The 22,293-nt window shown below is 44.1% G+C and carries 18 protein-coding genes; 5 read left to right on the plus strand and 13 right to left on the minus strand.

What is annotated here, in order from left to right:
* Positions 1–4 precede the first annotated feature (4 nt).
* Positions 5–1,813: a DNA mismatch repair endonuclease MutL gene (gene mutL, locus MRK00_02940; GenBank protein MDR4516337.1), complete on the minus strand. Its 1,809-nt coding sequence runs from the start codon at positions 1,811–1,813 to the stop codon at positions 5–7.
* 79 nt (positions 1,814–1,892) lie between these two features.
* Here mutL and rpiA point away from each other — a divergent pair, with 79 nt between their 5' ends.
* Positions 1,893–2,552 carry a ribose-5-phosphate isomerase RpiA gene (rpiA, locus tag MRK00_02945; protein MDR4516338.1) on the plus strand — a complete coding sequence of 220 codons (660 nt, stop codon included), beginning with the start codon at positions 1,893–1,895 and terminating at the stop codon, positions 2,550–2,552.
* Positions 2,553–2,617: 65 nt separating this feature from the next.
* Complete coding sequence (gene phoU / locus MRK00_02950) at positions 2,618–3,325, plus strand: phosphate signaling complex protein PhoU (GenBank protein ID MDR4516339.1); 708 nt, start codon at positions 2,618–2,620, stop codon at positions 3,323–3,325.
* Between the two features lie 621 nt (positions 3,326–3,946).
* Here phoU and MRK00_02955 read toward each other — a convergent pair.
* From MRK00_02955 to MRK00_02980, 6 genes are all read right to left on the minus strand, one after another.
* Complete coding sequence (locus MRK00_02955; protein MDR4516340.1) at positions 3,947–4,348, minus strand: type IV pilin protein; 402 nt, start codon at positions 4,346–4,348, stop codon at positions 3,947–3,949.
* A 119-nt stretch (positions 4,349–4,467) separates the two neighbouring features.
* Complete coding sequence (locus tag MRK00_02960; protein ID MDR4516341.1) at positions 4,468–7,965, minus strand: pilus assembly protein PilC; 3,498 nt, start codon at positions 7,963–7,965, stop codon at positions 4,468–4,470.
* 52 nt (positions 7,966–8,017) lie between these two features.
* On the minus strand, positions 8,018–8,602 hold the full coding sequence (locus MRK00_02965) for a PilX N-terminal domain-containing pilus assembly protein (protein ID MDR4516342.1): 585 nt from the start codon (positions 8,600–8,602) through the stop codon (positions 8,018–8,020).
* Entirely contained in the window at positions 8,599–9,357 is a 759-nt protein-coding gene (locus MRK00_02970) for a PilW family protein (GenBank protein MDR4516343.1), read from the minus strand. Before MRK00_02970 ends, MRK00_02965 begins: the two co-directional genes overlap by 4 nt.
* The gene (gene pilV / locus MRK00_02975; protein ID MDR4516344.1) at positions 9,354–9,821 is read right to left on the minus strand and encodes a type IV pilus modification protein PilV; all 468 of its coding nucleotides are present in this window, start codon (positions 9,819–9,821) and stop codon (positions 9,354–9,356) included. The genes MRK00_02970 and pilV overlap by 4 nt, the downstream gene beginning before the upstream one ends.
* Before the next feature lie 23 nt (positions 9,822–9,844).
* Entirely contained in the window at positions 9,845–10,369 is a 525-nt protein-coding gene (locus MRK00_02980; GenBank protein ID MDR4516345.1) for a GspH/FimT family pseudopilin, read from the minus strand.
* A gap of 209 nt (positions 10,370–10,578) precedes the next feature.
* Here MRK00_02980 and MRK00_02985 point away from each other — a divergent pair, with 209 nt between their 5' ends.
* On the plus strand, positions 10,579–11,790 hold the full coding sequence (locus MRK00_02985) for an IS256 family transposase (protein ID MDR4516346.1): 1,212 nt from the start codon (positions 10,579–10,581) through the stop codon (positions 11,788–11,790).
* A 926-nt stretch (positions 11,791–12,716) separates the two neighbouring features.
* Here the strand turns inward: MRK00_02985 and MRK00_02990 are convergent.
* Positions 12,717–13,811 carry an IS5 family transposase gene (locus tag MRK00_02990; protein MDR4516347.1) on the minus strand — a complete coding sequence of 365 codons (1,095 nt, stop codon included), beginning with the start codon at positions 13,809–13,811 and terminating at the stop codon, positions 12,717–12,719.
* A gap of 583 nt (positions 13,812–14,394) precedes the next feature.
* Between MRK00_02990 and MRK00_02995 the strand changes: the two genes are divergently transcribed.
* On the plus strand, positions 14,395–14,574 hold the full coding sequence (locus MRK00_02995) for a twin transmembrane helix small protein (protein MDR4516348.1): 180 nt from the start codon (positions 14,395–14,397) through the stop codon (positions 14,572–14,574).
* A gap of 99 nt (positions 14,575–14,673) precedes the next feature.
* On the plus strand, positions 14,674–15,909 hold the full coding sequence (locus tag MRK00_03000) for an NAD(P)/FAD-dependent oxidoreductase (GenBank protein MDR4516349.1): 1,236 nt from the start codon (positions 14,674–14,676) through the stop codon (positions 15,907–15,909).
* Between the two features lie 31 nt (positions 15,910–15,940).
* On the opposite strand, the gene ppk2 is transcribed toward MRK00_03000, so the two are convergent.
* From ppk2 to MRK00_03025, 5 genes are all read right to left on the minus strand, one after another.
* Positions 15,941–16,699 carry a polyphosphate kinase 2 gene (ppk2, locus tag MRK00_03005; protein MDR4516350.1) on the minus strand — a complete coding sequence of 253 codons (759 nt, stop codon included), beginning with the start codon at positions 16,697–16,699 and terminating at the stop codon, positions 15,941–15,943.
* Between the two features lie 29 nt (positions 16,700–16,728).
* Positions 16,729–17,118 carry an SEC-C domain-containing protein gene (locus tag MRK00_03010; protein MDR4516351.1) on the minus strand — a complete coding sequence of 130 codons (390 nt, stop codon included), beginning with the start codon at positions 17,116–17,118 and terminating at the stop codon, positions 16,729–16,731.
* A 431-nt stretch (positions 17,119–17,549) separates the two neighbouring features.
* The gene (gene pnp / locus MRK00_03015; protein MDR4516352.1) at positions 17,550–19,682 is read right to left on the minus strand and encodes a polyribonucleotide nucleotidyltransferase; all 2,133 of its coding nucleotides are present in this window, start codon (positions 19,680–19,682) and stop codon (positions 17,550–17,552) included.
* A gap of 94 nt (positions 19,683–19,776) precedes the next feature.
* Complete coding sequence (rpsO, locus tag MRK00_03020) at positions 19,777–20,046, minus strand: 30S ribosomal protein S15 (protein ID MDR4516353.1); 270 nt, start codon at positions 20,044–20,046, stop codon at positions 19,777–19,779.
* Positions 20,047–20,432: 386 nt separating this feature from the next.
* A complete protein-coding gene (locus MRK00_03025; GenBank protein MDR4516354.1) occupies positions 20,433–21,896 on the minus strand; it encodes a dynamin family protein in 1,464 nt (487 codons plus the stop codon).
* Positions 21,897–22,293: the final 397 nt, after the last annotated feature.

Below are 22,293 nucleotides of genomic sequence, written 5' to 3' on the forward strand. Positions count from 1 at the left end.
ATACTCACTTCCCGCGCATAAACATTTTATCCAGGTTTGCCATACTCATTTCAAACCATGTCGGCCTGCCGTGATTACACTGGTCAGCACGTTCAGTTACCTCCATTTCGCGCAGCAATGCATTCATTTCGGAGATTGTTAAATTTCTGTTAGCACGAACCGCACCATGACAAGCCATTGTTGCCAGTATTTCATTACGTTTAGCAGTCAGAACCTGACTGTCACCATACTCGCGAATTTCACGTAACACGTCTTGAGTTAATTTGACGAGATCAGTCTGTTGTAAAATGGCCGGTACAGCACGAACTGCTAATGTCGTGGGAGAAAGAACAGCGAGCTCAAATCCGATTTCCTCAAATAATCCCAGATTCTCTTCAACAAAAACAATATCCGCACGATCTGCGTGGAATGTGACAGGAATTAGAAGTGATTGTATTACCCATGTACAACTATCCATAGCAGTTTTCAATTTTTCATACATAATACGTTCATGCGCGGCATGCATGTCAACAATAATTAAGCCATTATTATTTTGCGCCAATATATAAACACCATGCAATTGCCCCAAAGCATAGCCTAGCGGCGGAAAATCCTTTTTTTCTTCAATCTTTGAAGAAGAAGCCCCCTGTGGTTCACTATGATTCAGGTTCGCTTTCGTTTCAGTATCTACTTCAGGTGCATTTAAATTATCCTCACCAGTACCAAATAGAGATTGATAAAATCCTGCGGTTTGCGCGATTTTCTCTGTTTTTACTGAATGTTGTTTAGGATAATGCGGTATAGATTTAGAAATTATAGTATCCGTCAAGCCGGCTTGTATATCATTAGAAGGCTTTGCCAATGACTTGTTAACGGCATGAAAAATGAATTGATGCAGCGCGCGTGGATCTCTGAATCTGATCTCTGTTTTGGTCGGATGAACGTTGACATCAATTTCTGAAGGATCCATCTCCAAGAACAAGACAAAACTGGAGAAACGATCCAAATGCAAAACATCACGGTAAGCTTCCCGTATTGCATGCGATATCAGTTTATCACGCACAAATCGATTATTAACAAAAAAAAATTGCATATCACGAGATGCTCTTGAATATGCTGGCAAAGCAACGACACCATGCAACCGTATGTCGGCTGCCTGCGCATTAATGGATGAAACCGACTGCAAGAACGCTTCACCCAGTATAGATTCTATTCGCTGCAATACATCTCCAGTACGATAATGATAACGCAGCTTATCATTATGCCTCAGTACAAATTCAATACCAGGTTGAACCAAAGCCATCCGCTTAAATACATCTTCACAATGGGTATATTCAGTGGTTTCAGTTTTCAAGAATTTCCGCCTTGCAGGAATATTTGAATACAACTCATACGCTTCTACAACCGTTCCTTGGGATAAAGAAGCAGGCTGTGGTTCCGTCATTGAGTTTCCTTTGACCTGCACCTGCCACGCATGACTTTGATTGGCGAGACAACTGGTTAATGTTAGTGTTGAAATGGCTGAAATACTGGCAAGCGCCTCGCCTCTAAACCCTAAGCTTGTTATTTTTTGCAAATCTTCCAGCGAACTGATTTTGCTCGTACTATGACGCGTTAAAGCAAGTACCAATTCATCTTTAGCGATTCCCACGCCATTATCAGCAATGCGCATTTGTTTGATACCACCTTGCACAAGCTGCACATTGATTTTAGTTGCGTCGGCATCAATACTGTTTTCAATAATTTCCTTAAGCGCTGAAGCTGGGCGTTCAACAACCTCCCCGGCCGCTATCTGATTAATCAATAATTCTGGTAAAGGCTTAATTGGCACCATAAAATTGTACAATTACGAAACATAAACATTATAATGAACAATACATATTATTTTAATTTTAGTTGATCAAAATAAACAAATGATACAGGATGAACAAAAGAGAGCCGTTGCAATAGCTGCCATTGAGCATGTGCCAGTTGGTTGTATTGTTGGCGTAGGCACAGGCTCGACAGCAAACTATTTTATTGATGAATTGGCCAAAATCAAACATAAAATTGATGGCGCCGTAGCAAGTTCCGATGCCACGGCCAAACGACTTGAGTCACATGGAATAGAAGTCATTGATCTGAACAATGTCGATGACCTACCGGTTTATATCGATGGCGCCGATGAAATAACTGAACATTTACATATGACCAAAGGCGGCGGCGGCGCACTAACCCGCGAAAAAATTGTTGCGGCAGTTGCCAGGAAATTTATCTGTATTACAGATCAAACAAAGCTCGTTAATATTCTTGGTAATTTCCCATTACCTATTGAAGTCATCCCAATGGCACGTAGCTATGTAGCCCGCGAAATCACCTTACTAGGCGGTCAACCAGCATTACGGCAGGGATTCATCACTGACAATGGCAATGTCATCCTCGATGTGCATGGCTTGCAAATTCTAAATCCTGTCGAATTGGAAACAACGCTAAACCAAATTACCGGCATTGTAACCAACGGTCTTTTTGCCCGACGCGCCGCAGATGTTTTATTATTAGGTGTCGACTTAGGTGTAAAAACAATCACACACTAATTTGTTTTTTTATTTTACGAACCACGCTTTATTTTATTTAGCATCCAAAAAAACAAAGGGATACCATGGTAAATAAAGAACATATATCTAAACAATTTGATGCTGATCTTGAAGAAGCACGTACGCGTGTTTTACAAATGGGTGGTTTTGTAGAAGAACAAATTGAGCGCGCTATGGAAGCACTTACAACCGGCAATGAGGAATTGATTGACCAAGTTATCGAATACGATCATCGTGTTAATGCCATGGAAGTTGCCATAGATGAAATCTGTAGCCAGATCATTGTACGCAGACAGCCGACAGCCGTTGATTTACGCATGATTGTAATGATCATCAAAACCATAACTGATCTCGAAAGAATTGGAGATGAAGCACAAAAAATTGCACGAATGGCAAAACTGATTTACTCAACGGACCGTTTGCAAACACCGCGCTTTACAGAAATCAAGCATGTTGCCAGCATTGCCATGGATATGGTCAAGAAGGCACTTGACTCCTTTGCACGGTTGGATCCAAATTCAGCAGCACAAATTGTGCGTCAGGATGAATTCGTTGACGAAGAATTTCGGTCTATTATGCGCCATTTGATTACATTTATGATGGAAGATCCGCGTAAAATATCCACTTCAATCGAAATTTTGTTTGTTGCCAAAGCAATTGAACGTATTGGAGACCATGCAAAAAACATGTCCGAATATGTCGTGTACATGGTAAAAGGCAAGGACGTGCGTCATGTTACTGCAGATGAAATCGAACAGGAAATTCGCGATTAATGTCTTCTTTAACCAACCGATTTCATCTACACAAACAACAATATTTCAAGAACAAGAAGTAATTTTCGCAGTTCGTGCCCTGCCGCTAATGCTGAGAATCAACTGCCGTCCCACCCCGCCAGCAATAGGTTCCGCAGGACATAGCCTAATCGTACCAACCTGGACTGATGTGCCACACTTTCTTGGACACAAGTTTAGGCAACATTTTGCAGCAATTCGAAATCAACGGACGATATGTATCCATTAGCTAAATGTAATCAATCGCTTCAGATTGTAAAACACTTCTATATATTCAAAAAAAGCCTGCCCGGCTTCATCCCGAGAACGAAACATTTGGTGATGGATTAACTCGATTTTAAAGTATGGAAGAAGCTTCTCGACGTGGCATTATCCCAGCAATTACCCTTCCGGCTCATGCTTTACTGGATGCCATGTGCTTTAGTAATTGTCGCTGGCTTTCCGATTCGTATTGGCCACCTCTATCACTATGCCGTAACAAGATTTTGTCGGGTTTACGTTTTCAGAGACAGAATTTGAACATCATCTATTCGAAAGGCTCCATTGTTGATTAAATCAACCTGATGATGACTGCTTGCGCGTCTGGAATCTGAATCAGTAGCGCTACCGATTCCAACATGCAGCAACACCTCCGCCCGCGCCCTGTAAACCGGTATTTGTTAGCGTTAGTGTGCCACAAACGTCACCAGCCATCGAACCGACAGGCACAGCTTGTAAGGTAAATGTCGCATTTGCGACAGCCTGAAGTGTAATGTTGTATTGAGCAGCACCTGTTCTGGGGGACTGGGTAACAGGTAATACAACTAGATTGCCAGCCAGATTCTGATCATACCGATTGTTTTCTGTATAAAACTGCTCCATAAACTGTGCGTTCTCGTAGATGATTGTTTTGGCCGCAGCTCGGTTCGCATCTCTGACATAATTTTGGTAGGAAGGCAAAGCAACTGCGGCGATAATTCCTAAAATTGCAACTGTAATCATTAACTCAATCAAGGTAAAGCCCATGATGCTTTTCGGTTTAATTGTTACTTTCATAATTAAATCGCCTTATTTTATCCAAATTAAATTTCTTATTGTCATTCAAAGTCATATAGACAAATAACCGGTTAACATACCTAACTTTATCACTGCGTCAATTCACGCCAGCTAATTCGTCCACGCAAACCCGCCGGGCCCTTTGCCCCCAAAACAGTCGTTAAACTCCCATCCCCCAAACTATTTATAAAAACATTAGCGTGCTCTCCTTGGATTACTGCAAATCCACCGGGTGAGAAACCTACTTTTACACTTGCAGACAAACCATCATCCGCACCAACTATACGGTTTCTATTGACATCGAATGCAGGAAAAGGCAGCATACCACCAGTAAGAAAATTCAGCGAGTTGATAAATCCATCTCCACCAAAATCACAAGGAGAAAGAGAAGGCACAATTGTGCTAAAAGAAAAAATCGTATCTAACAAAATTGGCACACCGGTAATTCGTTCACCACTGACAGGTAAATCTATATACCAACCTTTAATTGTATTCGAATAAGAAACTGAATGTTGTGTAGCGGTTCTTGCAGGATCCGTATTAAATATTTCCTGCTGTACCAACTCTCCGAGAGTAACAGTAGTTGACGTATTATGATCCCATATTCCGTAAATGCTTTGGGTATCTGTATTTGTTGTATCACCTGTCTCAAGGTACTTACCAGTCCCGAACAAAACTAATTGCCCACCATCAGGATGAACACTAATAACGGGCGGAACAACAATTGGTTTACTGGTGCTCGCAGCAAACAACGGCAAACCGCCAATGCCCACATCCCAACTTGTAGGAGACGCAGAACTAACATCAAACTGCCATAAATTACCTTTAAAGTCTCCCGCATAAATCACGTCAGACAAACCATTCCCATCCGAATCAAAGGGTACCGGCGTCGATAGTCCATTACCCGGACCAGTATCTGCAACAAGCTTAATATAATCTGTGCCGAGCGTCCAGCTACCGTCCTCGCCGTCTGCCAGAAAAAGGATATAAAGTACTGCTTTACCATTATCGCTATTATATCCATTGCCAACTACCGCGGCCCATTTCCCATTTTCCATCTTGACAATTTGTTTGGCTTGGCCAGTTAACAGATTAAGTGGTGGCTGGTTATAACTATAACCCATATCTGCATCATCGGCATCCGAAAACTCCCATAGCAAGAGGTTTGCTGCATTACCTGCAGTAAAATTCGATGGGTTGGACACATCTAATGCATAAAACCCCTTGCCACCACCATTTAAACCACCCACAAGTACACTTTTCCAACTGGTAGTAAATGCATCGCCTACCATAGGCGAACCATCAACAAAGTAACGGTGTCCAGACTGATAATCACGTTCGGCCAACCTGTTTAAATTTGCATAAACCATACTGGGAATATATGTTATCAATTCCTTGCCTGCTTCTGCAGCAGAGCACCCTGGTGTTATTCCGAGTATACATGCATTAAATCCATGTAAAATACCATCATTTGCCCCGACGTATACTACTGGTGTACGGCTTATATTTGCTGTATAGAATGCTGAATACCCCGGATGATCTACATCAGAATAGCCACTACTAGGCATACCGACAAAAAAGGGACTGGAGTTTACAATATCACCAAGTTTAGTTGTTGCTCTCCCGCGGAATTTATTGATTGTTGCGCCACTTGCACAGCTGAATGTTCCACTGCCAATACTTTCATGAAAGCCGCTTCCTCTAATAAAATCCACACGTTCCAAACCACAATTATCAACATTGCCAAGCACATCTTGATCCAGAAAAGCTTTTTGCGAAGCAGTGAGATTGGAATATTCAAAAGCCACGCCATCGGAACCGCTTTTAGTAATCACAACACGTGAAACCGGGTTGATAGTGCCTGATGCAAGCGAGAGAGCTCCAGCCTCCCATTCGATTGTGCCCAAAGTACCGGTAATATCGATCGGAACAGAGAACAATTGTCCGCTCCAATCGCCACTATTAAATCTAGCCTGATAAACTCGTCCATTCGCTCTCAACGATCTGGAATTCGTTGCCACTGAAGACGCGGAACCAGTGCGTGCAATTATTGAAGATAATGTATTGGATAAAGCACTGGCAAAAACATTGGGATCTGCGGCACTGAAAAATTCACCTCGACTATTGACAGCAGCATGCCAAAGATCATCAATTTTTGCCGGGGTTTCATTATTACCGGTAGGATCAGGCCAGGTCTCAGAACCCGTTGGTAACGCAGTCAATGCACCATTAACACCCAAACCTACTGTAAATGTTACCATATGTTGCCAAAACGCCGGGTCTGAAGGGTTTGTCGGTACAGTATTGTCCAAGTCTGTGCGCAAGTCATTTTTCCAGTAATACATTGCGATGTCAGCAAGCGTATCACTGTAACTATCGGCAAAAGGAAGTTCCGGCGTATAGGTATAAGTTGGTGGCGTAGCCGGTGATGAATGGTTGGTGATGGCGGCACCGGCTGTATTATCCACATTGCCGACTCCGGGTGAAGGATCATCGGTATCATGCCAGTATCCGTCAGTCATTAGAATATTATAATTCTGGCGGCATTCATGCTCTGCGCCACCACTCGACCCCGGTGTTTCGCTCCAAGGCCCTTTATTATCATCACGTTGAAAATATTTCCCAACATAATCTACTGATTGCCGTAGAGGCGTACCAGCAGCCCGAAGCGGGTACTCATAAAGATTCTCGAAAAAACTTATTTTGTCTGCACCGGTAAATTGTCTGACTCCTTTGACAATTACCTTAGTCGATACGCCATCAATCGCCTCTGTGTCTTTGTTAATGGCCGCAAAACCCACACGCATGGTATTGCCCTGTTCGGCAAATGCCCTTCCAATACCAGCGCGCGCCAACAGTATGCGCGAACGGTAATAAGTATACCAATTTGCAAAATTCTGAATTTCCTCATTATAGGTACATGTGTAAACAGCAGCACAGTCCAGTCGATTGGTTCCACCAGTATATGAAGATACCGAAGACTTGATTTCGACCTGCGTATAGCTGTTTGCCGAATTAACACTTCCTCCATTATATTGATAGTACACTGCAGGATAAAAAGTTTTTGAACTACTTGAAGACAGACTGCCGTTATCTCTCAACCACCGGGCAGTCTGAGTATTATTGACTGTAAGATTGCGGCACCCCTTCCCGAGGATCATTGGATTGTGTGGCGCACAAGTTGGGTCCGCATTACTCATCAACGATCCATCGGCATTACTCCATGGTAAATAATTTACAGTTGGATCGTAGTAAATCTTGTTGACATAACTGGAACGCAAAGAAGCGGTATATTTATTTACTGAATCAAAATCAACAACATAACTAGAGTAATCGCTACCGCCATAAACATCACTTACAGGTGGGTACATGTAGCGCACAGATTGGATGATTAACTCCTGGGGCATGATTTCAAACTGCATTGATCCAGAGTCATCCAGAGTAAACATCACATTTGGTGAAATATTCCCACCTAAAAAAAGCGGGCTATTTGATAATGGTGACAAAGCATAGACCGAATTTGCAATAACAGTTTGCAAACAAACAACGCCTGCAAATAATATCGAACGTATCAGATTTTTATTCATAATCACAACACCCTATATAAATTCCCAGTCGCTTAATGTCCACATTCAAGCTTTAGGGCCTGAAAATTTCTTGCAACTGTACCTCAGTTCCTTGTTTAGCTCCCAGCGCACGCACAGTAATACGGTAGTAATAACGGACGCTATTACCCGGTGGCGTTTTTCTGATTCCTTCGATAATATAAGTTGGTGCGGGCAAACCTGTAGGCAAGGCTGGTGCAGTATAACTAACACCGTCCACATTAAATACAGTCCCTGCCACATAGCTAATAGGACAATCCGGGGTACAATACGTATCCCAAGCTGCCGGATTTCCGGCTTCTTCCGGTGATGAGACCCCAGCTCCGTAATAACATAATCCATTCGTACAAGCTGTATCAAAACCGATCACGCCATCTATGGGATTAGGTGAATTTGTAGCCGGATCATTATCACGGACATGTTGCTCAGCATAACGCAACGTCATTTCTGCAGCCTGAAGAGCAATATTTCGATCACGCAGATTACCACTCATACGTTCTTCCATACCAGCCGTCTTCATCGCAGTAATCCCAAACAGAGTCAACACGACCAAAAAAATCAATCCTGTTGCGAATGTTGCACCAATTTGTTTGTGTGGTAATGAAACAGTCGATATCATGGCAATATATTGATACGGTTACGTAAATTAAATGTAGCAGTAAATGCACGTCTTAATCGCCCGTCTGCCGGCACAGCGGTCACTGTACCATTACAATCCCGGTAATTATTTCCAACGGTAGCGATATTTGCCTTATCTGAGCGTACGAGTACACAAATCCGTGCTGTCACAACCTGACTCCAGTCAGTAGGTGCAGCGACATACTGGTTTGCCGACTGATCTCCCGCACTATCAATACCATAAAGAATTTGAAGATCCTCGACGTTATCGGCCAATGCAATGCCTGATGGCGCACCGCCCGGTATAGGTGGAGTAACATTTATTTCACCTTTACATCTCAATACTGCATTGGCCGTATCTACATTGAAGTAATTCTGAATAATATTGCCAGCAGCAGTTACATTAGCGCCTTCACAATCACTGTCGCCGATAACACCATCATATTGAACAATTAGGGTATCCGGAACACCAACCCCTCCATCGACTCCATTAATTGGAATTCCGGAGAAATCTACTTTAAGCCCTGTAAAAGGAATATCAGCATATCCCGCTTGTTTAATACTTCGACCGATAATTTCGAGCGCAAAACGACCACTTTCCTGAATACGGGCATTATCGTCTTGTGCACGAAATGTTTGGCTGCTGCTTACAAAGACGGTACCTATGACCAGCATTATCACCAGACCAAGTGTTAATGCAATCATCATTTCAATCAGAGTAAAGCCGCTTTGCCCAAAAGTTTTATATTGTGTCATGGTGTAAACCTAGTTAGAAAACACTGTGTTTCCAATGATATTCCTGCCTGACATCCCCCCCCTCTGTCCTTTTCTGTCCACATAATCGTGATGACATATCCATTGACCAAGTCACCAGATACAGTTCCTCGTCCATTTGGCAGCAAATTGGCATTGGCAATATTCCATTGGGCATGGTCATATACCGCCATCTGAGCGGCATCACAAGCGGCCGCCATACAATCATCACTACTGGGAGCATCAATTGTTAGATCATTGTATAAACCGCTTCTAACGCCAGCCAAATTAGCGCGCATGCGATCTGCGATATCATGTGTTTGATGGATGGCAATTGAGCGAAAATGCGCTGTGGTATTGCTTTTCATCCCCGTCGTTATCAAGCCGGCCATGCCAAGCAATCCAAGTGACAGGACCAGCACAGTGACCAATACCTCCAGCATACTAAAACCGTCTGACTTAGTCATTTGCGCACAAAATCGATAACGGCCTAGCATGTAGCTGTTCCTTTTTCAGTTCGCATACGCCCCTGATTACTCAGAATCAGGGCTCTAGAATGCGCAGCACCACGACTATCGCATAAAGAAAATGTACTATTAAATCCCATAGAAAAACCGTTCGCAGCAAATGTTACCCGTAAATCCCCGGGACCGGTCTGGAGTGTACTTCCGCCAGGAAACGCAGCGCCCACCTGAATGATTTCTTCACCCGCATCTACCACTCCATCACTATTTGCGTCTGCAAAAACAATCCAACCGTTCGACCAGACAACCCCACCGGTACAAGCAGTACCACTAGTACTCGGACAGATTGTGACCGAGCTGTTTCTTTTAATTGCTTCGCTTTTAGTCAGCATAATCGACGACAAAAAACTGTTATTTTGCGCTGCTATTCTGCTTTCTTGCACAAATTCCCGATAACTAGGCGCCGCCACCGCCAGTAAAGTACCAACTACGCTTAAGGTAACGAGCAGTTCTATTACGGTAAAACCTTTATTAATTGCTAAATTTTTCACTTTATATTTTTGGCATCGACATCAATTCATTTTTAGTTATTACGGCTGAATCAAAAACGGCTTTAGGGCATCTCTAAAAATACCTAAATTAAGTGAATCTTTCCAAGCCGGAAAACGATTAATTCGATTCTCAATTATTTTTCTGATCAAAAGGGAGTATTAGAAATTCTGTGTCATTCCTTTAGTATTAAATTTTATAGGAGTGACGAATGAACAAGACTACAGTGCAATTTGATTTTGAAGAAGCCTTGGAATCCTTGAAAGCGGGGCGGAATTTGAATGGAAAAGATGGCATATTAACGCCATTGATCAAACAACTCACTGAAGCTGCATTGGCGGCGGAACTTGAACAGCATATCAAATCCGGGGATGAACAGAACCGGAAGAATGGCACGACGCCAAAGACTGTAAAATCAGCATCAGGTAGTTTTCAACTGGAAACACCCAGAGACCGCAACGGTACATTTGAACCTCAGTTGGTTAAAAAGCATCAGACTCATCTTACCGATGAAATCGAACGCAAAATTCTATCGTTATTTGCGTTGGGCTCCAGCTATCAGGATATCTCTGGGCATATTGCCGAGATATACGGCATTGACGTTTCATCGGCGACGATCAGTGCAGTCACTGACAAGCTTATTCCGGAGCTTAGGGAATGGCAGCAACGGCCATTGGATAGTCACTATCCGTTCGTGTGGCTGGATGCCATACATCACAAAGTGAAAGACGATGGCCGGTATGTCAGCAAGGCAGTTTATACCGTACTTGGCTTAAACATTGAAGGAAAGAAGGAAGTACTAGGGTTGTATGTATCGGAAAGCGAAGGCGCCCGGTTTTGGCTTTCCGTACTGACAGATTTAAATAACCGTGGCGTACAGGATATCCTTATTGCCGCCGTTGATGGACTCGTGGGTTTTCCTGAGGCAATCAACAGTATTTTTCCAGAAACCGAGGTTCAGTTATGCATTATTCATCAAATCCGCAATTCGATGAAATATGTGGCGTCAAAAAATCAAAAAGCATTCATGGCTGACCTGAAACCGGTATACAAAGCGCCGACCATTGATGCAGCTGAAGATGCGCTTGATGCATTGGAAGCCAAATGGGGAAAACAGTATCCCATCGTGATTCAATCCTGGCGCAACAAATGGGAAAATTTATCGGTATACTTCAAATATCCTGAACCGATACGCCGTGTGATTTATACAACCAACACCATTGAGGCCGTACATCGCCAATTTCGCAAACTGACAAAAACCAAAGGTGGATTTCCGAATGAAAACAGTCTACTAAAGCTACTGTATGTCGGAATTAAAAATGCCAGCAAGAAATGGACGATGCCGATACAGAACTGGAATTTGACATTATCCCAGTTAGCGATATATTTTGAGGGTCGTTTGGATGCGGCGTTGGATTTATGAATTTAATACAGATTTTTATGTCACCGCTGAAACTGGTTAGCGTATCGACACGAATTGTGTCGATCGGTCACCGGTTTCAGTGGTCAACAAGCGAAGCGCGTTAGGTGATTGGCAAACTGACACAGAATTTTGAACACCCTCGATCAAAAATATGATTCTTTCTCGATTCAAGGCGGCATTGTGCTGTTATCCTCTCGTTTTTTCCAATTTTAGGTAATTTTTGACGCAATAACCCTGTCAAAACCTAAGTATCTTTTGCGAATCAACGTCGCCACACGCTTAAATGTTATAAACGAGGCTGAGCTAGCCTATCTGTTTTTTTGTTCTTATTAACCCTATGGTGCGAATAGTAATTCCACCCAGTTCATTCGTCATCGAACCGAATACAAGCTCGATCCGCGCACGTACCCATGATTTCTCTTTGTTGTAGGATTTTTGTGCTTCCGTGAATGGATATTGCGCGCACCTTTTTCGTGAATTTGACTCGTGTGTCCACTGGCGCTAAGATGCGCCTGACTGCGATAAGTCGAATTCGGGAAAACATCAGCTCCTCCCATTTCAGGGGATTGCAGCAGTTCTTCTAAAATCTGACTGTGGTGAACTTCCGTTGATATAACTTTAGAAGCGGTTATCAGTTTGGCACCCTGATCCACGTTCGCGTGATCTTTGTAACCATAAAACAACTCGCTGTCCTTCCTCGTCCAACGCGCATCAATATCTTTTTGTGCCAGCTTGTGAGGATACTGTCCCCATTCACACGTAATTACATATTCCTTTTAGCAGGCTGCTGAAAAACACACATTTATTTTCCCTTACCCGCTCCTACGAGAGAGTTTTTAAGCTCACTTCTGATTTTTAGCACCTGAAAGAGCTTGTTTTTCTGAATGATTCTCCGTTTTCTGCCTTTTGTGCGGATTTCTGGCGTGCTACACCAATAATCGCCTCATTCTGACCAGATTGTAAGCAGCGGCTGTAAACAGGAATAATTGGTTCACCAGCTTCTTGCCACGATGTCGTAATTTACGCATCAGACCAATATTTTTCATCCAGCCAAAACATTCTTCAATTTGTTTGCGCTTTCTCATACTTACTTCATATCCTTTGTGACGTACCGTACGACCATCAATCGCAGTATGTTTCTTTTGCGCCACATGCGGCGTTACTTTGCGCTTACGACAGTCCGCAACAAAAGCCCTGGTATCGTAATTCTTGTCCGCACCAAGTGTGCGCCTGTTCAAACCTGACTGCGCATCCAGCATCGTCAGCGAAACTTCACGTTCCGCGGTTCCCGTTGCCTGACTCACGTCGGCTTGTACGATCAGCCCGTTACGATTCTCAGTCAGCAAATGCCCCATGAAGCTCAGCTTTGCTTCTTTGCCCTTGGCTTTGCGGTATAAACGTGCATCTGCGTCTGTAGAAGATTCATGCGTCTCATTGCTAAAACGTTCTCCGTGAAAGTCTACTTCTGCGTTACGCTTCAGGTCAGCTGGTGCTTGATCATCACTCCCATCTGTGCCCGAAACGTCATTTGCTTCTTTACGCTTGAAACTCTTGATTGATGCCGCCGCATCAAGCAAAGTACCATCGGTCGAAAAATGTTCCTTCGACAGCAAGTTGCACGCATCGGCCTGCGCCTTGATCTGCTCAAAGAACATTTCAGCCACTTCATGGGTGAGTAGCCTGTCACGGTTATGGCAGAATACTGTCGCATCCCATACTTCATCATCCAGTTCCAGACCCACAAACCAGCGAAACAGTAGATTGAAATCTATTTGCTCAACCAACTGTCGCTCTGAGCGTATCGTGTATAAAATCTGTAATGTCTGGGCGCGCAACAATCGTTCTGGCGCAATTGAAGGACGACCGGTATTTGAATACATCTCAGTAAAAAGCGTATCCATATTACTCAAAGCCACATCAACCATCGTGCGGATTGATCGAAGCGGATGATCCATGGGTACACGCTCTTCCAGTTGAATATAACTGAACAGATTCCTCGGTTGTGTGTCTATGCCTCGCATCGCTATTGCTCCAGTTTACTTTTATGCTATTTTACCAATACTGGATGAATCCTGGAGTTTTTCAGCAGCCTGTTAGTCTTGTTTTTTTCACGCGTATTACGTTGCTTGGAAACCGTTACAAAGATCGCATCAATGATCTAACCAGACTCCAACCGGTCATCCGACAGATTATGCATTCTTTGCAATACCAGCATGGGCTGGTGACGGAATTTTATCACCCCTTAATTCAGACAGAACTTTGCAATCGGCGTCTTTGCTGCTTGGATAAATTAATACCGTCTTCTTTCCCTTTTCCTTTCTACATTTCAGCAAGCCAAGTTCTTGGACTTCAGATCTTCAAAAATTCGAGATTCATCAAACTGATATGTAGAGGATAGTCGATAAACAAAGAAGAATTTGTCACCCCTAAAAACCCTTCGCAAGGATCAACCACTTAGTTTCGGATCATCAACCAACACATTAAATCATGGGAACCAAAAGTGGTTTTGCCAATCTGATTATTTATATAATTTACCATTGGATAATCAGCAAATCTCGGCTAAACTGTGCGCCATGATTTCAACCCTGAGAATGAGGTAAACCATTGAAAATTCTAGCAGCGATATTATTTCTCGTCATTTTGTACAGTCTTGGCTCAGCCCTGTATTACATGTATAACGACAGCGGCAACTCAACACGCATGGTCAAATCGTTAAGTGTGCGTATCGGCGTATCCATTCTGCTGTTTGTAATCATGATGACATACAGCTTCTTTACCATGTAGCGAATGTAAATCCATGCCGTTTTCTCACGGTTTTATTTTCCTGGGACGATAACAGAAAGTTATTGCCTGCGTGCCCTGCCCTGCTTTACTTAATACCCAATGAGGAAATCCGTCAGAAATGTGGATGTCGTAATCATCGGCGCCGGCGCGGCGGGTATGATGTGTGCAATTGAAGCCGGCAAGCGCAACCGTGCTGTTGTGCTGCTGGACCATTCATCAAAACTTGCCGAAAAAATCCGCATTTCGGGAGGCGGCCGGTGCAACTTTACCAATCTGTACACGAAGCCCGATAATTTTCTGTCCAACAACCCCCATTTCAGCCGTTCAGCGCTTGCCCGTTTTACCCCGCAGGATTTTATTGCATTGCTGGAGCAGCATGGCGTCCACTATCACGAAAAGAAACTCGGGCAACTGTTTTGTGACGGCACGGCACAACAGATTATCGATGTGTTGAAAAATGAATGCGGTGCTGCAGGCGTTGTCTGGCAAATGCCGACGACGGTATCGCGGGTTCAATACCGCGAACATAACGCATCAAACCACAGTGAAACCCGGCGTTTTGTCATCACAACAGACTGCAATACGTTGACCTCGCAGTCACTGGTCGTCGCAACCGGCGGCCTGTCGATACCCCAGATCGGCGCCAGCGATTTCGGCTACCGGGTTGCAAAACAATTTTTCGTGCCAGTCACACCGCTTCGCCCCGGACTGGTCGGACTGACCTTCACCGAGAGCGATTTTACCTGTTTCAAAAATATTTCCGGCATCGCCATCGATGCTGAAGTCAGTTGTAGTGGCGCTTCATTTCGTGAAAATATATTGCTGACGCACCGCGGACTCAGCGGCCCGGCCATTTTGCAGATTTCCTCTTACTGGCATCCCGGAACTGCGATCCATCTCAATCTGCTGCCGCAACACGATTTACAAGCTATCTTCCAAGCGCAACGGCAAAGCAATCAACTGTTGACAAATCTGCTTGCGAATTACCTGCCCAGGCGTTTCGTGCAGGCCTGGTGCGATATGGCGCTGACACGGTTATCACTATCGCATTTATCCAGCAAGCCCGTCAGGCAATATCCGGATAACGCATTAGCACAGATCGCCGGCGCGATCCATGACTGGGAAATCTATCCCAGCGGCACCGTCGGTTATAAAAAGGCAGAAGTCACACTGGGCGGCGTTGACACGCACGCCTTATCCTCAAAAACCATGGAAACCAAGGAAATTCCCGGACTCTATTTTATAGGCGAGGTTGTCGACGTTACCGGTCAACTCGGTGGCTTCAACTTCCAGTGGGCATGGTCTTCAGGTTATGCGGCTGGCCAGGTGGCGTAACAAATCGTTGAAAAATGGATTGTAAATTCTGCTAGGGTGCAATCATCCCTTTTTCGTAACATAACGGATCGAATTCAAACACAATGGACGGATCGTATATCAGTTTCTCCTCTTTCTTTCCTGGGTAATCCACATGACTCAGGAAATGTTTGATGACGTTTATCCGTGTGCGTTTTTTATTATCGCAATGCACGATATACCAGGGCGCGAAAACGAAATTGGTTTTGACGAACATAGCGTCCCTGGCCTCTGAATACGACTGCCACAGAGTTTGCGCCTTTTCGTCGATAGGACTGACCTTCCACTGCTTGAGCGGACTTTCCTTGCGTGCCCTGAGCCGCGATTTTTGTTCCTGTTTCGAAATATCCAGATAGTACTTAAAAAAAATCAAATCGGCATGTGTCAGTAAATGCTCAAAATTACCGACTTCATCGATGAACTTCAGATATTCGTGTTCTTTGCAGAAGTCCATCACGCGTTCAACACCGGCGCGGTTGTACCAGCTGCGATTGAAAAACACAATTTCACCGGCAACGGGCAAATGCGGCACAAAACGCTGAAAATACCATGCATTCTTTTCCCGGTCGGAAGGCGCGCCCAACGCGACTGTCCGCGCCTCCCTCGGACTGAGATGCTCTCTGAAGCGCTTGATGGTGCCATCCTTGCCTGCCGCATCTCTGCCCTCAAACAGAATGCACACTTTTTTCCCTTTCCCGATCACACTTTTGTGAAATTTAACCAGTTCCACCTGTAGCGCATACAACTCCTGTTTATAGGATTTTTTATCCATAGCATTCGCCCCTACAGCATTTCTGTTTTTCAGACAAAATTACCATCGACATAAAACCAGCATCCATTTTCTAACACAAACCGGCTGATTTCATGCAAACGATAAGCGCGCCCACTTACTTTATAGCGTGCCACAAATTCAACAGTGGCACTATCCGATGCCGTTTGTTCAAAACGTTTCACCGTCAGGCCCAACCACCTCTGTTGCGGCTGATCTGTCAACTCGAGTGAAGCGGGGCGCGTATTGTGATGCCATGTCGCCAAAAGATAATGCTCGTGATTCAAGGTGTACGCCGTGTAGCGTGAGCGCATCAACACCTCGGCAGTCTCAGGCATTTCGCCATGATCCAGATATCGGGCGCAACAATCTGCATATACTTTACCGCTGCCACACGGACAGCCTGTTGCTTTAGTCTTCATGTTCCGGGATCATCACTATTCAATGCAGGGCACGCTCTATTCTACACAGGTACGCAATCAATCGGCCTGTATGATTGAATAATAAAAACCACGAATGTATTTACAAAATCCAGGAAAAGAATATGCTTTGTCATGCTATCGCGCGCTTGGAGATGGATGCTTTTTATGCATCGGTGAATTTTGCAAAACGCTTAGCAAAAAGGTTACGCCGGATTCAACATCAGCATTAAAAAATTTGAGAATATACAGACAATAACGCGGGATATTACACTGCCCACGCAATCGATGATGCTATACAAATACATCGCGCCGCAGGTAAATGTTTGAACACCAAAGGAACTGTACAAGAAGAACTATACTTTACGCCATAACATTCGGAATACAAACAGACGGTCAGCCGTTTAAGACTCCGCCTGCATTATTTTCAAAACCTAATTCTCAGTGGCATCGGTCGCTTCAGCCGTGCCCCCTGATATTTCCTCATTTGCAACCGCTTTCATACTCAACCGCAGACGACCTTTATCATCCGCCTCAAGCACTTTAACGCGCACCGACTGGCCTTCGCTTAAGTGGTCTGCAACAGTATTGACACGCTCATTGGCAATTTGCGAAATATGCAACAACCCATCTTTACCTGGCAAAACACTCACGATAGCGCCAAAATCCAGTAATTTCAGAACGGTACCATCATAAACTCTGCCGACTTCGACTTCAGCAGTCAGATCTTCAATACGTTTCCGAGCAATTTCTCCGTTCTCTGCATTAACGCAAGCAATTGTGACCTGTCCATCGTCTGTAATATCAATGGATGTACCGGTTTCTTCGGTCAATGTCCGAATAACTGCCCCTCCCTTCCCGATAACATCGCGAATTTTCTCTGGATTGATTTTGATTTTAATGATGCGTGGTGCATGGATAGAAATACTATCACGCGTGACTGGCATTGCTTCTTTCATAATACCGAGAATATGCATCCGCCCTTCACATGCTTGCAGCAATGCGGCGTGCATGATCTCTTTGGTAATCCCCTGTATCTTGATATCCATCTGTAATGCGGTAATCCCATTTTCCGTACCGGCCACCTTGAAATCCATATCGCCCAGGTGATCCTCGTCACCAAGGATGTCAGTCAATACGGCAAAGCGTTTTCCGTCTTTGATCAAACCCATGGCGATCCCAGCCACATGAGCCTTTAAAGGAACACCCGCATCCATTAGCGCCAAGCAACCGCCGCATACCGAAGCCATAGAACTGGAACCGTTTGATTCCGTAATTTCAGAAACAACCCGCAAAGAGTAGCCAAACTCTTCCTGGGAAGGCAGTACGGCAATAAGTGCTCGCTTGGCGAGACGGCCATGACCAATTTCACGTCGCTTCGGCGTACCGACACGCCCAGTTTCACCCGTTGCGTATGGCGGCATATTATAGTGCAGCATAAAACGTTCTGAATAGTCGCCCTGCAAAGAGTCAATTTTCTGCTCATCGCGTGCAGTTCCCAGCGTCGCCACTGCCAGTGCCTGTGTTTCACCCCGGGTAAACAACGCCGACCCATGGGTACGCGGCAGAACACCGCTGCGAATACTAATCGGTCTAACGGTTCGGGTACCCCGTCCATCAATACGAGGCTCGCCATCGAGTATCTGATTACGTACAATTTTAGATTCCAGTGCAAAGAATGCTTCTTCAAATGCATTCGGCTCAGGCCCGTCTTCACTACCCACACCGATTTCTTCAACACATTTTTGACGCACTACAGCAATGGCCTCAGTGCGCTCTTGCTTTTGCTTGATCTTGAAAGCCTGACGTAAATCCTGTTCCGCCATTTGTATGACTCTTTCTTCCAATGCAGTGTCTTTCTCCGGCGATTCCCAATCCCATGCAGACACACCGGCTTCATCAGCCAGTTCATTGATTGCGTTAATCACCGACTGCATTTGATCATGACCATATACAACTGCGCCGAGCATGATGTCTTCGGACAGTTCCATTGCTTCAGATTCCACCATCAATACCGCCTGTTGTGTTCCAGCCACCACAAGATTGAGTTGGGTATCTTTAAGTTCTGATGTTGTCGGGTTCAAAACATATTCATTGTTGATAAAGCCAACTCGCGCAGCACCAATTGGCCCATCAAATGGAATACCTGACAATACAAGCGCAGCAGATGTGCCTATGATCGCAGGGATATCGGCGTCAACTTCTTCATTGGACGACAACACAGTCGCCACAACTTGTACTTCATTATAAAAACCTTCGGGAAAGAGCGGACGTATCGGACGATCAATCAGTCGTGAAGTCAATGTTTCCTTTTCCGAGGGCCGGCCTTCACGCTTAAAAAAACTGCCGGGTATTCTTCCCGCAGCATAAAATTTTTCCTGATAGTCAACCGTGAGTGGAAAAAAATCCTGACCAGGACTCACTTTTTTTGCACCAACGACAGTCACTAAAACAACTGTATCGTCCATTGTAACCATAACCGCGCCATGAGCCTGTCTGGCTATTTCTCCTGTTTCCAGGGTAAGTTGATGGCGCCCGTAGGTAATACTCTTCTTGATAGGTTTCAATTAATATTCCTTTTTCTTTTACGCCCGTATAGTTAGGTTAATCACACAGCCTATGCACCTGGTGTAATATTTAACAAACCGGGTATAGGTTTTATTATTTACGTAAGCCAAGACGGTCAATCAATGTTCTATAGGCCTCAGCATTATGGCGTTTCAAATAATCAAGCAATTTACGGCGACGGCCAACCATGCGCAAAAGGCCACGACGTGAATGATGATCTTTAACATGGGTTTTAAAATGATCAATCAAATCATTGATTCGAGAAGTCAAAAGCGCCACCTGCACCTCGGGAGAACCCGTATCTCCCTCACCTCTCTGATAATCACGCACGACCTGTGCTTTCTGCTCAGTTGTTACTGACATATATCTATATCTCCAGTTAATACCTAATGTAATCTATAAAAACGCGAAATTTTACTCTTTAATAGGCCCCTTGTCCAAAACAGATCAAAGTATCTTGCAGTTTAGACTCTATTTTTTTGAAAAAAATTTTTGCCATTGAACATGGAATAACAATCTTTAATATGTCAACAAAACAACCTCTCGCTCATTCGAGCGGGTAAAACCATTACGACAACGCATCCAAGCTAGTAGTACCTATCCAATTAATATTGTCGGAGTCAGATGAATACGTACTCAGTCTCTTATAAAAAAACTGAATCCAACTCAGCACAAATACAATAATGGGTTCTGTTTTTTCACCCTGCAATAGTACGAACTATGCCATTACCCGTATATATTGCATAAGCTCAATCCGATGAGACCTGCGAATTCTCTCGGCCATTGCCCGACGGATTGGTAAATTGATCATTCAATTCCTGAATATAATCATTGGATTCGTCAACAATCTCATCAATAGTCTGCGCCGTCACTTCATTCCAGCCAGCCGGATTTTTAAACAGCATGGAACGATAAGAAGCCGTACTTTTACTGAATGCCTGGGTATATTGCTTGCACGCTTCGTGATCGTTACCCATTTCCTGAGCCAATTTTTTCTTAATCCTGTTTGCTACTTTGCTGCGCACGGTAAAATGAACAAATCCCAGACCCGTGAGTACCGTCAGTAGTGCAACGAGAGAAAACGACTCACTACCGGGTAAAAACATGCTGAGCGAATCCCATGATTCGGTATAGTGCAAAGCTGCGCCTGCAAGAACCGCCAAAGTCGAAAATATAACACCATCCAGCATCAGCACTTTGCTTTTCCATTCGCGCATCATTTCTTTCAATTTGACAATCACTTGGTTTTTAATGCCTTTTGCAGTCTGCTCAAGCTTGCCGACGATACGATATGAGCGCTCCACTTCAATTTGTTGCATACGTGTATGGATATCAGCCATGTCCTCTTCACGTTTCTTCTCAAAACGCTCTTTCACTTTTGGATTGCTGATCGGTACAGCCACGTCCGGGTTATAGATACGGTAAAAACGGCCGGCAATCAGACCAACTTCAGCGAGTGAACGCTGCCAGGCCGATACCACTTCCTCCGGATTATCTTCCTGGGCTGTAACATCCATCTGGTTAAGAATATACAGAAATTTATTGGCATCTGCGCGATTGACACTTGCAGAAACCAGATAGGCAAGTGTGTCCTGCATTGCTTTTGGCTCCGGATGACGTGCATCGAAAAACACCAGAACCAAGTCAGAAAGATTAATAATGTGCTGCGTCAGACGCAGTGTAGATGCGCGTTGACTGTCCGCATCGAAACCTGGGGAATCGATCAGGATCTTGCCTCGAATTTTCTCTGACGGACAGGTTTTTAATTGCAGGTATGCGTCGATACGCTCCTGTCCGGCTTCGGAGATTTCCTCAATACTCTTGCTGATGTGAAAAAAGGGAAAACGCGGATCAGCATCAAGTGCAACACCCGGCAACGTTTTAGCCTCATTATGCCGGCTGTAACAGATTACGGTAAATTTGTCATCAACGGCTTGGTTGCCTGTGCGTTGTAATTTCATCCCCAGGTGGGTATTAATAAAGGTTGATTTACCCGCAGAGAAAGTCCCCAAAACAGCAATCATCGGCCACCAGGTTACACAGGTTGCATACGATTCATCTCTGTTAAGCAATCCCATACTGTAGGCAATATAATCCATTTTCCTGAAGCTTCTGACTGCCTTGACCAGTACAGGGTTATCTGGATGTTCGTCAGCCAGATGCTTTTCCAGACTATTGAGGAGTTTAGTGATTTGAGTTGAACTATGTGACATAAGCGCCCCTTTTTATTCCTTTTAAAGCGCATCCTGATAAAGATGCACAATGAATAGTAAATTAATTTGTCTAAATAAATCTGTTGAATAATTAAGATCCCACTTTTTAAAGTTATTCTGGTTTATGCTTACAGGATTAAGCAATTTGCCCATGGGAATCTACTGCTGCTTTGAACTTGAAGTAATACAAATTAAGTGAGTAAAATTTCAGTAAAAATAAAGAATCCTTGCGTGGCGATTCTACCAAGAACAAACCCTGGTTTCCAGCAAATGGTTGTCGCGGTGTTTCCGTGTTGCGAAAATACCATTTTCTTTTCTTGTTAGCATTAATTATTTTGCTGCTAGACTTACTAAGCACAAATTGAACAATCCATGGCGCGGAATCATCTAATGGCCA

It is taken from the genome of Nitrosomonas sp., assembly GCA_031316255.1.
Taxonomy (GTDB): domain Bacteria; phylum Pseudomonadota; class Gammaproteobacteria; order Burkholderiales; family Nitrosomonadaceae; genus Nitrosomonas.